Annotated in this window: 10 protein-coding genes; 9 read left to right on the top strand and 1 reads right to left on the bottom strand. The window is 70.5% G+C overall.

All coding sequences use genetic code 11. The features are described 5' to 3' along the window. Window positions 1–34 precede the first annotated feature (34 nt). On the bottom strand, window positions 35–1,837 hold the full coding sequence (locus AQJ67_RS40050; RefSeq protein ID WP_062724430.1) for a glycoside hydrolase family 15 protein: 1,803 nt from the start codon (window positions 1,835–1,837) through the stop codon (window positions 35–37). A gap of 500 nt (window positions 1,838–2,337) precedes the next feature. On the opposite strand from AQJ67_RS40050, the gene AQJ67_RS40045 reads away from it, so the two are divergent. From AQJ67_RS40045 to AQJ67_RS40005, 9 genes are all read left to right on the top strand, one after another. Beyond that, a complete protein-coding gene (locus AQJ67_RS40045) occupies window positions 2,338–4,005 on the top strand; it encodes a CTP synthase (RefSeq protein ID WP_062724429.1) in 1,668 nt (555 codons plus the stop codon). 83 nt (window positions 4,006–4,088) lie between these two features. Beyond that, window positions 4,089–4,715: an NUDIX domain-containing protein gene (locus AQJ67_RS40040; RefSeq protein WP_062724428.1), complete on the top strand. Its 627-nt coding sequence runs from the start codon at window positions 4,089–4,091 to the stop codon at window positions 4,713–4,715. Between the two features lie 270 nt (window positions 4,716–4,985). Continuing rightward, window positions 4,986–7,073, top strand: coding sequence for an AAA family ATPase (locus AQJ67_RS40035; RefSeq protein ID WP_062724427.1), 2,088 nt, complete (start codon window positions 4,986–4,988; stop codon window positions 7,071–7,073). 135 nt (window positions 7,074–7,208) lie between these two features. Beyond that, on the top strand, window positions 7,209–8,333 hold the full coding sequence (ald, locus tag AQJ67_RS40030; RefSeq protein WP_062724426.1) for an alanine dehydrogenase: 1,125 nt from the start codon (window positions 7,209–7,211) through the stop codon (window positions 8,331–8,333). Window positions 8,334–8,732: 399 nt separating this feature from the next. Next, on the top strand, window positions 8,733–9,869 hold the full coding sequence (locus tag AQJ67_RS40025; RefSeq protein ID WP_078916304.1) for a ParA family protein: 1,137 nt from the start codon (window positions 8,733–8,735) through the stop codon (window positions 9,867–9,869). After that, window positions 9,854–10,468 (top strand): hypothetical protein, encoded by a 615-nt coding sequence (locus tag AQJ67_RS40020; RefSeq protein ID WP_079056482.1) that lies wholly within the window; start codon window positions 9,854–9,856, stop codon window positions 10,466–10,468. Before AQJ67_RS40025 ends, AQJ67_RS40020 begins: the two co-directional genes overlap by 16 nt. A gap of 18 nt (window positions 10,469–10,486) precedes the next feature. Continuing rightward, window positions 10,487–11,635: a segregation and condensation protein A gene (locus AQJ67_RS40015; RefSeq protein ID WP_062724424.1), complete on the top strand. Its 1,149-nt coding sequence runs from the start codon at window positions 10,487–10,489 to the stop codon at window positions 11,633–11,635. Then, entirely contained in the window at window positions 11,632–12,315 is a 684-nt protein-coding gene (scpB, locus tag AQJ67_RS40010) for an SMC-Scp complex subunit ScpB (protein ID WP_062724423.1), read from the top strand. The genes AQJ67_RS40015 and scpB overlap by 4 nt, the downstream gene beginning before the upstream one ends. After that, window positions 12,315–13,442 carry a pseudouridine synthase gene (locus tag AQJ67_RS40005; protein ID WP_048582495.1) on the top strand — a complete coding sequence of 376 codons (1,128 nt, stop codon included), beginning with the start codon at window positions 12,315–12,317 and terminating at the stop codon, window positions 13,440–13,442. The genes scpB and AQJ67_RS40005 overlap by 1 nt, the downstream gene beginning before the upstream one ends. Window positions 13,443–13,546: the final 104 nt, after the last annotated feature.

Below are 13,546 nucleotides of genomic sequence, written 5' to 3'. Positions count from 1 at the left end.
CCCAGCGTAGGCAGGCTTCGGCCGGCGGTCCTGTTCAGCCGCCGTAGGCCCCCGACGCCGTCAGCCGCAGGGCGGTGTCGATCAGCGGGACGTGGCTGAAGGCCTGCGGGAAGTTGCCGACCTGGCGCTGCAGGCGCGGGTCCCACTCCTCGGCCAGCAGACCGAGGTCGTTGCGCAGCGACAGCAGCTTCTCGAACAGCTTGCGGGCCTCGTCGACGCGGCCGATCATCGCCAGGTCGTCGGCCATCCAGAACGAGCAGGCGAGGAAGGCGCCCTCGTCGCCGGGCAGGCCGTCGACGTTCTCGTCGCCGCTGGAGGTCGGGTAGCGCAGGATGAAGCCGTCCGAGGTGGACAGCTCGCGCTGGATCGCCTCGATGGTGCCGATGACGCGCTTGTCGTCCGGTGGCAGGAAGCCCATCTGCGGGATCAGCAGCAGCGAGGCGTCCAGCTCCTTCGAGCCGTACGACTGCGTGAAGGTGTTGCGCTCCTTGTCGTAACCCTTCTCACACACGTCCCGGTGGATGTCGTCGCGCAGCTCGCGCCAGCGCTCCAGCGGGCCGTCGGCGTCGCCGGACTCGATGAGCTTGATGGTGCGGTCGACGGCGACCCAGGCCATCACCTTGGAGTGCACGAAGTGGCGGCGCGGGCCGCGCACCTCCCAGATGCCCTCGTCGGGCTCGTCCCAGTGGTCCTCCAGGTAGCGGATCAGCTTGAGCTGGAGCAGCGAGGCGTAGTCGTTGCGGGCCAGGCCCGTCATGTGGGCGAGGTGCAGGGCCTCGGTGACCTCGCCGTAGACGTCCAGCTGGAGCTGGTGCGCGGCGCCGTTGCCGACCCGGACCGGGGCGGAGTTCTCGTAGCCGGGCAGCCAGTCCAGCTCGGCCTCGCCCAGCTCACGCTCGCCGGCGATGCCGTACATGATCTGCAGGTTCTCCGGGTCGCCCGCGACCGCCCGCAGCAGCCACTCGCGCCAGGCGCGGGCCTCCTCGCGGTAACCGGTGCGCAGCAGCGAGGACAGGGTGATCGCCGCGTCGCGCAGCCAGGTGTAGCGGTAGTCCCAGTTGCGGACGCCGCCGATGTCCTCGGGCAGGGAGGTGGTGGGCGCCGCGACGATGCCGCCCGTCGGGGCGTACGTCAGCGCCTTCAGCGTGATCAGCGAGCGGATCACCGCCTCGCGGTACGGCCCGTGGTACGTGCAGTGCTCGACCCACTCCCGCCAGAAGTCCTCCGTCGCCTCCAGCGACTGCTCCGGCTCCGGCAGCGCGGGCGGCTGCTTGTGCGAGGGCTCCCAGGAGATGGTGAAGGCGATCCGTTCGCCCGGGGCGACCGTGAAGTCCGAGTACGTCGTCAGCGACTTGCCGTACGTCTCGGTCTCCGCGTCGAACCACACCGAGTCTGGACCGGCTACGGCGACCGTACGGCCCTCGTGCTTGTGCACCCACGGCACGACCCGCCCGTACGAGAAACGCATCCTCAGCGCCGAGCGCATCGGCACCCGGCCCGAGACGCCCTCCACGATCCGGATCAGCTGGGGCGCGCCGTCACGCGGGGGCATGAAGTCGATCACTCGGACCGTGCCGCGCGGCGTGTCCCACTCGGATTCCAGGATCAGCGAGTCGCCGCGGTAGGTGCGCCGGGCCGCGGTGGGCGGCGGGGCGTCGGAGGCGTGGGCGGGGCCGAGCCGCCAGAAGCCGTGTTCCTCTGTGCCCAGCAGCCCGGCGAAGATGGCATGCGAGTCGAAGCGGGGCAGGCACAGCCAGTCGACTGTGCCGTCCCGGCAGACCAGCGCCGCGGTCTGCATGTCTCCGATGAGTGCGTAGTCTTCGATGCGCCCGGCCACGTGCAACTCCAGTCGAACGGCCACGTCACCCCCTCTTCTGGCAAGGGGGCTCTCGCTTAGTGCGGTCAAGGGGTGGGTTTTGTAATGCGTCGTTGAGCGGTGAAGCAAAGCAGCCGTCTCCGCCGTGAGGCAAAACGACAGTCTCTTCTCGACGATCTCTGCTCAACGAACTGACGAGCTCTCGTTGTTCCGGTGGTTACGGGCGAGGGGTGGTGCCGTGTTACCGGCCGGGCCCGGCAGCGAATGTCCGAGCAGGATACGACGCACGTAGATGATCTGCGTGCCGCTCCGGGCAACCCGGGTCGGCCGAACGGGTGAGCAATGGGTGACCGATGGGTGGGAAACAGGTGGGGCGTGCGGATCCGTGCCGACTCGTGTGCGGAGCGTGGCCGGAAGCCATCGGTCCTAGTCGCTGATACCCTGGTAGCCCGTGGACCGGTGGGCGTGATGACCCCCGAACCGCACTTCAAGATCGCGACCACGGGAGCCCCCTCTTGGCCATGCCAAAATCCACGACGACCAAGCACATCTTCGTCACCGGGGGTGTCGCCTCCTCGCTCGGTAAGGGCCTGACGGCCTCCAGCCTCGGCATGCTGCTCAAGGCCCGGGGTCTGCGTGTGGTGATGCAGAAGCTGGACCCGTACCTCAATGTCGACCCTGGCACGATGAACCCCTTCCAGCACGGCGAGGTGTTCGTCACCAACGACGGCGCCGAGACCGACCTGGACATCGGCCACTACGAGCGCTTCCTCGACCGTGACCTGGACGGCTCGGCGAACGTCACCACCGGCCAGGTCTACAACACGGTGATCGCCAAGGAGCGGCGCGGCGAGTACCTCGGCGACACCGTGCAGGTCATCCCGCACATCACCAACGAGATCAAGCACCGCATCCGGCGCATGGCGACCGACGAGGTCGACGTCGTCATCACGGAGGTCGGCGGCACGGTCGGCGACATCGAGTCGCTGCCGTTCCTGGAGACCGTTCGCCAGGTCCGTCACGAGGTCGGTCGTGACAACGTCTTCGTCGTCCACATCTCGCTCCTGCCGTACATCGGCCCCTCGGGAGAGCTGAAGACGAAGCCGACCCAGCACTCGGTTGCGGCGCTGCGCAACATCGGTATTCAGCCGGACGCGATCGTGCTGCGCTGCGACCGTGAGGTGCCGGCCGCGATCAAGCGGAAGATCAGCCTGATGTGCGACGTCGACGAGGCGGCCGTGGTCGCCTGTCCTGACGCCCGCTCCATCTACGACATCCCGAAGACCGTGCACGGCGAGGGCCTGGACGCCTATGTCGTCCGCAAGCTGGACCTGCCGTTCCGCGACGTGGACTGGACGACCTGGGACGACCTGCTCGACCGCGTCCACAACCCCGACCACGAGATCACCCTCGCGCTGGTCGGCAAGTACATCGACCTGCCCGACGCCTACCTCTCGGTCACCGAGGCGCTGCGGGCCGGCGGCTTCGCCAACAAGGCCCGCGTCAAGATCAAGTGGGTCACCTCCGACGACTGCAAGACCCCGGCCGGCGCCAAGCAGCAGCTCGGCGACGTCGACGGCATCTGCATCCCGGGCGGCTTCGGCGACCGCGGCGTCCTCGGCAAGGTCGGCGCGATCAAGTACGCCCGCGAGAACAAGATCCCGCTGCTGGGCCTCTGCCTGGGCCTGCAGTGCATCGTGATCGAGGCGGCCCGCAACCTCGCGGACATCGGCGACGCCAACTCCACCGAGTTCGACCCGGCCACCGGCCACCCGGTCATCTCCACCATGGCCGAGCAGCTGGACATCGTCGCCGGTGAGGGCGACATGGGCGGCACCATGCGGCTCGGCATGTACCCGGCGAAGCTGGCCGAGGGCTCGATCGTGCGCGAGGTGTACGACGGCAAGGAGTACGTCGAGGAGCGGCACCGTCACCGGTACGAGGTGAACAACGCCTACCGGGCGGAGCTGGAGAAGAAGGCCGGCATCCTGTTCTCCGGCACCTCGCCCGACGGCAAGCTCGTGGAGTACGTGGAGTACCCGCGCGAGGTCCACCCCTACCTGGTGGCCACGCAGGCCCACCCCGAGCTGCGCTCGCGCCCGACGCGCCCGCACCCGCTGTTCGCGGGGCTGGTGAAGGCAGCCGTCGAACGCCAGCAGGGCGGCGGCGCAGGCAAGAATTCGAAGTAGCACGAGAGTTGTACGGTGGCCGGGGTGCAAACCTTCAAAGGTGGGCACCCCGGTTTTCCTTTGCGCACGTGGAAGGGCAGGGCATGACGATCAAGGACACCCCCGAGGAGTGGGAGATCCGGGCGACGGACACCCCCTTCGTCGGCAACAAGACCTCCGTCCGCACGGACGACGTGGTCATGCCCGACGGCTCGGTGGTGCGACGCGACTACCAGGTCCACCCGGGCTCCGTGGCCGTCCTCGCCCTCGACGCCGAGGACCGCGTCCTGCTCATCAAGCAGTACCGCCACCCGGTGCGCGAGAAGCTGTGGGAGATCCCGGCCGGACTGCTCGACATCCCCGGTGAGAACCCGCTGCACGCCGCGCAGCGCGAGCTGTACGAGGAGGCCCACGTCAAGGCCGATGACTGGCGGGTCCTGACGGACGTCTACACCACCCCCGGCGGCTGCGACGAGGCCGTGCGGATCTTCCTCGCCCGCGGGCTGTCCGAGGCGGACGGCGACCGCTTCGCGGTGGAGGACGAGGAGGCCGACATGGAGCACGCGCGCGTGCCGGTCGACGAGCTGGTCCGGGGCGTCCTCGCCGGCGAGCTGCACAACAACTGCCTCGTCGTGGGCGTCCTGTCGCTGGTCGCCGCGCGCGCCTCCGGCGGGGTGGAGGGGTTGCGTCCGGCGGAGGCGCCTTGGCCCGCGAGGCCGTTCGGGGTGTAGGTGGGGGCTTCGTTCGGGTGCGGCGCCGTAGTGGCTTGTCGCGCCCGAGCGGCGGAGCCGCACATCGACACGGCCCCGCGCCCCTGGGGCGTTGCTGAGAGGCCCGTCGGAAAGTGCCGGTCCTACCATCTGCTGATCCGATCGGGGGACGTCCCCGCCGTGCCCGCCACGCTCCGCCCGGAACGTAGCAGAGCGTGAACTAGGCTCTGAATACGCCCGAACCGGAGTCCCGGCGGGCTTGCGCGTGCGGTGGGACGGGAGTGTGACCCCGTGACGGATCAGGTCGTGGACACAGGCGGCGTGCAGGTGTTCGCCCGGGCTTCCGCCGGGAACCAATTCCTCGGCCGCACCCGTGAGTTGAAGGAGCTCCGCGCCGACATCGAGCGCGCGGGCCTGAACACCCTCTCCGGCCGCAAGGCGCCACGCGCGCGCGTGCTGCTCATCGCGGGCCGCCCCGGCTCGGGCCGCACGGCGCTCGCCGAGGAGCTCGTACGGCAGGTGGCGGACCGTTACGCCGACGGCGTGCTGCGTGCCCGCCTGAGCGAGCCCGACGGCACCCCCGTCCCCGTCGAGCGCACCGCCCGCGAACTGCTCGCCGCCGTGGACCGCCCCGCCCCGGCCGGCGCCGCCGAGGACGACCTCACCGCGGAGCTCCGCAAGACCCTCGCCGACCGCCAGGTCCTGCTGCTGCTCGACGACGCGGCCGAGTCCGAGCAGGTCGACGCGCTGCTCCCGGACGCCCCGGAGTGCCTGGTCGTCGCCGTCTCCCACGGCCCGCTGACCGGGATCCCGGACGTGCGGCCCTGCACGCTCGGCGGCCTCGACACCAAGTCGGCGGTGGAGCTGCTGTCCCGGCACGCCGGCTCGGTCCGCATCACCGTCGACCCGCGGGCCGCCGAGGGCCTCGTCGAGGTGTGCCATGGCCAGCCGGCGGCGCTGACGCTGGCCGGCCGCTGGCTCGCCGCCCGCCCCAAGGTGGCCGTCTCCGACCTCGCCAAGCAGGTACGAGCCGAGGGCGAGGAGGGCAGCCCGCTCAGCCGGGTCTTCCGCCTGGTGTACGGCGCCCTGCCGACGCCCGCGGCCCGGATACTGCGGCTGCTCACCCTCGCCCCGGGCGGCGTCGTCGACCCGCACACCGCCTCCGCGCTCGCCGGCTGCTCGGTGGACGGCGCCCGCGCCACCCTGGACGACGTCGTCGCCCTCGGCCTGCTGCACGCCGTGGATTCGCCGCTGCCGCAGTACGAGGTCCCGGCGTGTCTGCACCCGCTCCTGAAGGCCCTCACCGAGACCCAGGACCGCCCCGCCGAGCTCCAGCTCGCCCGCGCCCGGATGCTGGAGCGGACCGTACGGCTGCTCCAGTCGTGCCGGGCGATCACCGAGACCGACAGCCCCGAGACCCGCCAGAAGCTCCTCGGCATGCCCCAGGCCCTGCGCTTCCCCAATCCGCGTGCCGCCGCCGAGTGGCTCGGCATCCGCAGGCCCGCCCTGCTGGCCTCGGCCCGTGCCGCGGTCGCCGACGGCGAGCTGGACACCCTCGCACGCCGACTGATGTCCCAGCTGGTCAGGGCGATGGTCGCGCACCTAGGCACCCAGGAGGCCGCCGCCGACCTGTACGGCATCCACAGCCTGGTCCTCGACGTCGCCGAGCGCCGGAAGCTGCCCCGCGAGAAGGCCGCCGCGCTGCTGAACCTCGGCGACCTCGACGCCCGGACGGGGCGTACCCGCGAGGCGCTGGTGCGGTATCGGGCCGCTCTGGACGCCGGATGGGACGCGAACGACCCGTACGCGACCGGCCGCGCGATGGAATCCGTAGGCGGCGCCCATCTGGAGCTCGGGGACTACGACCGGGCCGCCGACTGGTTCGGCCGCGCGCTCGCCCAGCGGCTGGCCCGGGGCGAGCGGGCCGACGCCGCCCGGCTGTACGGCCGTATCGGCGAGGCGCACACCTATGCGGGCCGGTACGGCGACGCGCTGCGCAACTGGCGGGCCGCCATCGCCGGGCACCGCAAGAACGGCGATGTCGCCGGGCACGCACGGGCGTTGAGCGAGCTGGCCCGGGTCCAGGAGTACGCCGGCCGGCCCGAGGAATCGCTGCGCACCTGCCAGGAGGCGGTGGAGTGGGCACGGCGCGCCGAGGACGTACGGCTCCAGGGGGCCCTGCATCTGCGGCTCGCCGACACGCTGGACCATCTCGGCGACTCGTCGGCGGCGCAGCTGCACCGCGGCGCGGCCGAGCGGATGCTGGGAGAGGAGCCTCGGGAGTCCGATGTGGCCGTGTCTGAGCCCCGGCAAGGCGCTTTCGAGCCGGAACAAGACGCTAACGCCTGCGAAATCCGTAGTGCATCCGCAGAAGATTGATGCAATGAAAGGCTAGACAGCGGGAACACCTTCATTAGACTGGCTCTGCCGCACCTTCTCCTGCGGTGTACCCCGGTGTGCCCCCGCATGCCTGGGAATGTCATGCAATGCCCCACACCCTCTGAGCCAAGGACCGTGATCGACGTGAAGGTCGGCATCCCCCGCGAGGTCAAGAACAACGAGTTCCGGGTGGCCATCACCCCCGCCGGCGTGCTGGAGCTGGTGCGCCACGGCCACCAGGTCGTCATCGAGCAGAACGCCGGTGTCGGCTCGTCGATCCCGGACAGTGAGTACGTCGCCGCAGGCGCCCAGATCCTGCCGACCGCCGACGAGGTGTGGGCCACCGCCGACCTGCTGCTGAAGGTCAAGGAGCCCATCGCTGAGGAGTACCACCGCCTCCGCAAGGACCAGACGCTCTTCACCTACCTGCACCTGGCCGCCTCCAAGGAGTGCACGGACGCCCTCGTCGAGTCCGGCACCACGGCGATCGCCTACGAGACGGTCGAGCTGCCCTCCCGCGCTCTGCCGCTGCTCGCCCCCATGTCCGAGGTGGCCGGCCGGCTCGCCCCGCAGGTCGGCGCCTACCACCTGATGCGCGCCAACGGCGGCCGCGGTGTGCTGCCGGGCGGCGTCCCGGGCGTGCTGGCCGGCCGGGCCGTCGTCATCGGCGGCGGCGTCTCCGGCTGGAACGCCGCGCAGATCGCCATCGGCATGGGCTTCCACGTGACCCTGCTCGACAAGGACATCAACAAGCTCAAGGAGGCGGACAAGGTCTTCGGCACGAAGATCCAGACCGTCGTCTCCAACGCCCTGGAGCTGGAGAAGGCCTGCCTCGAGGCCGACCTCGTCATCGGCGCGGTCCTCATCCCGGGTGCCAAGGCCCCGAAGCTGGTCACCAACGAGCTGGTCTCCCGGATGAAGCCGGGAAGTGTTCTTGTCGACATCGCGATCGACCAGGGCGGCTGCTTCGAGGACTCGCACCCCACCACGCACGCCGAGCCGACCTTCCCGGTCCACAACTCGGTCTTCTACTGCGTCGCCAACATGCCGGGTGCGGTGCCCAACACCTCCACCTACGCGCTGACCAACGCCACGCTGCCCTACATCCTCGAACTCGCCAACCGGGGCTGGGTCGAGGCGCTGCGCCGCGACGCCGCGCTGGCCAAGGGCCTCAACACGCATGACGGCAAGGTCGTTTACCGGGAGGTCGCCGAGGCGCACGGCCTGGAGCACGCGGAGCTCGAAACGCTGCTCGGCTGAGCCGATCGGCTAAGTCACTTTCTGGTAAAGGCGATACGTCAACACAAGTCGTCAACCGAACGCACCCGGCCGGACCTTGCCCGAAAAGGTCCGGCCGGATGTGTGTATGGTCACTTTGCGACTCTCGGTCAACTCGCCTCGAACGCAACCCTTCGCCCGATTCGCACACCCGCGAAACCTGCTGTGCGACGGCCGTACGCCCTTGACAGCGGGATGTTTCATTGTCGACACATCTGCCCGGTCCGGCGGATTGTGTTGCTGCGGATGCCCGACACGCCATAGAGTCGCCGACTGTCGGCATGGTGCCACGCTGACCTGTCTAGAAGTTTCCTGGTCACCAAGGAGGTAAGACGACTTGTGAATGAGTCGACATTTTCTCCCGGGGGTGGTCAACCAGGAATGCCGGTACGGGGCCAGGGTCCCGCGGGATTCGAGGCTGTCGGCTCCGTTGCGGTGCGCACCTTCGCAGCCCACCAGAGTCACCAGATCTCAGGGTTGACTCAGACAGCACACCAGAGCATGGATGGCCATCACGTGAACGCCATGGCCGGCGACGGAAGTGGCGCGCCCCACAACCAATTCGCCGACTACGACGAACTGCCCGACGGGCACTTCTACGACCCCGACGCGGAGTACGAGCCCGACCCCGAGTACGCGGCCACCCTCGCGCCCGACGCTGCCCGGCAGCGCCGCGAGCGCATCGGCCCGACCGGGCGTCCGCTGCCGTACTTCCCGATCCCGGGTCCGCTGACCGACCACGGCCCCGCGAAGATCATCGCGATGTGCAACCAGAAGGGCGGCGTCGGCAAGACGACGTCGACCATCAACCTGGGTGCGGCACTCGCGGAATACGGACGCCGGGTCCTGCTCGTCGACTTCGACCCCCAGGGCGCGCTCTCGGTCGGACTCGGCGTCAATCCGATGGAGCTCGACCTCACGGTCTACAACCTGCTCATGGAGCGGGGCATGTCGGCCGACGAGGTGCTCCTGAAGACGGCGGTCCCCAACATGGACCTGCTCCCGAGCAACATCGACCTGTCGGCCGCCGAGGTCCAGCTGGTCAGCGAGGTCGCGCGCGAGTCGACGCTCCAGCGCGCCCTGAAGCCGCTGCTGCCCGACTACGACTTCATCGTGATCGACTGTCAGCCCTCGCTGGGTCTGCTCACGGTGAACGCCCTGACGGCCGCCCACAAGGTGATCGTGCCGCTGGAGTGCGAGTTCTTCGCCCTCCGTGGCGTGGCCCTGCTGACCGAGACCATCGAGAAGGTCCAGGAGCGGCTCAACCCGGAGCTGGAGCTCGACGGAATCCTGGCCACGATGTACGACTCGCGCACGGTCCACAGCCGCGAGGTGCTGGCCCGTGTGGTCGAGGCGTTCGACGACCACGTCTACCACACGGTCATCGGGCGCACGGTCCGCTTCCCGGAGACCACGGTCGCCGGTGAGCCGATCACCACGTACGCCTCCAACTCCGTCGGGGCCGCCGCCTATCGCCAGCTCGCCAGGGAGGTGCTCGCCCGGTGTCACGCCGAGTGAGTCTGCCGGGGGCCGACGAACTGTTCCGTACGACAGGGGGTATGGCGCTCCAGCCGTCCACTCCCCGGCGCCCGGCCAACGGCGAGGCCCGGGTGCCGGCTCCCGCGGGGGAGAGCGATCCCGCCGCGGCCGCCGAGGACGCGCCGCAGTCGGTGCCCGTGCAGGGCGGCGACGGTGACGGCGCGGAGCATGTGGCGGCCGACGCGGAGTCCGTCGACGCCGGTGAGTCACGCAGCCGGGCCGCGGAGCGCTCCGCGCGCCGGCAGGAGGGGGCGCAGGAAGGTTCTGCCGCGGGTGCCTCCGGCGGTTCTGCCGGGTCCGGAGCCGCTGCCGCTTCGGCCTCCGCCGCGCCGCGCAAGCGGGGGCGGAGCGCCTCGCGCCGGCCCAGTGGGCGTGAACGGCACGACGAGAAGATCACTGTGTACGTCTCCGCCGAGGAGCTCATGGACCTGGAGCACGCGCGTCTCGTGCTGCGCGGTGAGCACGGGCTGGCCGTCGACCGGGGGCGGATCGTCCGCGAGGCGGTGGCCGTGGTCCTCGCGGATCTGGAGAGCCGCGGAGACGCCAGCATCCTCGTACGACGACTTCGCGGGCGGTAGCGGTAGCCTGCGGGGGCCATGACCTCGAACGACGTTCCCGCCCCGGCCTCCGGCGCAGCAGCCGGTCGTCGGCGTGCGCTGGGGCGAGGGCCGGGGGCGGCTCCGCCGGTCGAGCCGGTTCCTTCGCCTCCTGCGGAGGCGGAGAGCGAGGCGCCGGCTGAGGTCCGGTCTCCGGCTCCGGCCCGGGGGCCGTCGTGCCCACCCGTTCCGCCCGGCGGAACAGCTGCCCACAACGGCGGCGGCGATGACGACGAGCCGACCGCTGCGCAGCCGTCGGAGGCCGTTGCCGAACGACCCGCCCAAGAGGCCGCGGCGGCCCCTCCCGAACCGCCCGCCGCAGAACCGGACGAGCCCGACGACGGCGTCTTCAAGGTCCGCCTCTCCAACTTCGAGGGGCCCTTCGATCTCCTCCTCCAGCTGATCTCGAAGCACAAGCTCGACGTCACCGAGGTCGCGCTGTCCAAGGTGACCGACGAGTTCATGGCGCACATCAGGGCCATGGGGTCGGACTGGGACCTGGACGAGACGACCGAGTTCCTGGTCGTCGCGGCCACGCTGCTCGATCTGAAGGCGGCCCGGCTGCTGCCCGCCGCCGAGGTGGAGGACGAGGCCGACCTCGCGCTGCTGGAGGCGCGGGACCTGCTGTTCGCGCGGCTGCTGCAGTACCGGGCGTACAAGCAGATCGCCGACATCTTCAGCCGACGGCTCGACGACGAGGCGCGGCGCTATCCGCGGACCGTCGGGCTGGAGCCGCAGCACGCCGAGCTGTTGCCCGAGGTCGTCATCAGCATCGGGGCGGAAGGATTCGCCAGGCTCGCGGTCAAGGCGATGCAGCCCAAGCCGAAGCCGCAGGTCTACGTCGATCACATCCACGCGCCGCTGGTCAGCGTGCAGGAACAGGCCGGGATCGTCGTCGCGCGGCTGAAGGAGCTCGGCGAGGCCAGCTTCCGGGCTCTCGTCGAGGACACCGACGACACCCTCACCGTCGTGGCGCGGTTCCTGGCCCTGCTGGAGCTCTACCGGGAGAAGGCCGTGGCCCTGGACCAGGAGACCGCGCTCGGGGAGCTCACCGTGCGCTGGACCGGCGGGGACGGGGACGAGACGCCCACGGTGACCGACGAGTTCGACCGGCCGCCCGAGCCGCCGAAGGAGGAGAAGAAGGCGTGAGTGAGGAGACCACCGAGCTTCCGGCCGGGCTGCGCGGCGTCGCGGACCTCGACCTCAAGCCCGCCCTGGAGGCGATGCTCATGGTCGTGGACGAGCCCGCGACCGAGGAGCGCCTCGCCAAGCTCCTGGAGCGGCCGCGGCGGCAGATCGCCGGTGCCCTGCGGGAGCTGGCCGACGACTACGTCGTGCAGGGGCGCGGCTTCGAGCTGCGGTTCGTCGCGGGCGGCTGGCGTTTCTACACCCGTCCCGAGTACGCGGCCGCCGTCGAGCGGCTGGTGCTGGACGGGCAGACCGCCCGGCTCACCCAGGCCGCCCTGGAGACGCTGGCCGTCGTCGCGTACCGCCAACCCGTCAGCCGTAGCCGCGTCTCGGCGGTGCGCGGAGTGAACTGCGACGGGGTCATGCGCACCCTCCTTCAGCGCGGGCTGGTCGAGGAGGCGGGCACGGAACCCGAAACAGGTGCGATCCTGTACAGGACGACGAACTACTTCCTGGAGCGGATGGGCCTGCGCGGTCTGGACGAGCTCCCGGAGCTCGCGCCCTTCCTCCCGGAGGCGGAGGCGATCGAGGCCGAGACCCAGGAAGGGGTGCCGTCGTTCGACCCGGACGCTCCCGATGACGGTCCGGGCACCTCGGTGAGCCGGGGTACCGACGACGTAGACGACCAGACGGAACTTTGATGCGAAGCAGCAGCGGCAGGAACAGCAGCGGAAACAACGGCGGGAGCCGTGGTGGCAACAGCGGCGGCCGCGGCGGGAGCAGCGGGGGCCGCGGCAACTACCGCGGCGCCGGCAACAACCGCGACGACAAGCAGGGCGGCCGGCCGAAGAAGCCGCGCCCGGAGGAGCGGCGCTACGACGTGGGCCCCGGCGCCACCCAGGACGGCCCGAAGTCGGGGCGCGGTGCCTCCGCGCGCGGCGGCGCCAAGGGCGGGCCCAAGCAGGGCCAGCAGCGCGGCACCGGTCGGGGCCGTTCGGCGCCGGCGACCTCCCGTGAGTACGACGCCCGCGCCGAGGAGCGCAACCGGGAGCGCTACGCGGGCAAGAAGGACGTCAAGCTGCCCAAGACCTTCCCGGGCGCCGAGCAGGAGGGCGAGCGCCTCCAGAAGGTGCTCGCGCGGGCCGGCTACGGCTCCCGGCGCGCCTGCGAGGAGCTCATCGAGCAGGCGCGGGTCGAGGTCAACGGCGAGATCGTGCTGGAGCAGGGCAAGCGGGTCGACCCGGAGAAGGACGAGGTCAAGGTCGACGGGCTGACCGTCGCCACGCAGTCGTACCAGTTCTTCTCGCTCAACAAGCCCGCCGGTGTCGTCTCGACCATGGAGGACCCGGAGGGGCGGCAGTGCCTCGGTGACTACGTCACCAACCGTGAGACCCGGCTCTTCCACGTCGGCCGGCTCGACACCGAGACCGAGGGCGTCATCCTGCTCACCAACCACGGCGAGCTGGCCCACCGCCTCACCCACCCCAAGTACGGCGTCAAGAAGACCTACCTGGCGGCCATCGTCGGCCCGATCCCGCGCGACCTGGGCAAGAAGCTCAAGGACGGCATCCAGCTGGAGGACGGCTACGCGCGCGCGGACCACTTCCGGGTCGTCGAGCAGACCGGCAAGAACTACCTGGTCGAGGTCACCCTGCACGAGGGCCGCAAGCACATCGTGCGCCGCATGCTGGCCGAGGCGGGCTTCCCCGTCGAGAAGCTGGTCCGCACCTCCTTCGGGCCGATCACCCTCGGCGACCAGAAGTCGGGCTGGCTGCGGCGGCTGTCGAACACCGAGGTCGGGATGTTGATGCAGGAGGTCGACCTGTAGGTCGCCCCCCAGCGTCGGCCGGTTCTGGAGTGGTCCAGGACCGGCCGATTCGTTTTCGCCGCTCCGCCGGTCTGTATCGGTGACGGAGGGAGCGGGGATGAACT

Source organism: Streptomyces caeruleatus (assembly GCF_001514235.1).
GTDB classification, from domain to species: domain Bacteria; phylum Actinomycetota; class Actinomycetes; order Streptomycetales; family Streptomycetaceae; genus Streptomyces; species Streptomyces caeruleatus.
This window is presented reverse-complemented; position numbering and strand designations above follow the sequence as displayed.

What these genes read in the sequence shown, in the direction of transcription:
- AQJ67_RS40045 (WP_062724429.1), top strand. Translation starts at nt 2,338, where the DNA reads ATGCCAAAATCCACGACGACCAAGCACATCTTCGTCACCGGGGGTGTC.
- AQJ67_RS40040 (WP_062724428.1), top strand. Translation starts at nt 4,089, where the DNA reads ATGACGATCAAGGACACCCCCGAGGAGTGGGAGATCCGGGCGACGGAC.
- AQJ67_RS40025 (WP_078916304.1), top strand. Translation starts at nt 8,733, where the DNA reads ATGCCGGTACGGGGCCAGGGTCCCGCGGGATTCGAGGCTGTCGGCTCC.
- AQJ67_RS40015 (WP_062724424.1), top strand. Translation starts at nt 10,487, where the DNA reads ATGACCTCGAACGACGTTCCCGCCCCGGCCTCCGGCGCAGCAGCCGGT.
- AQJ67_RS40005 (WP_048582495.1), top strand. Translation starts at nt 12,315, where the DNA reads ATGCGAAGCAGCAGCGGCAGGAACAGCAGCGGAAACAACGGCGGGAGC.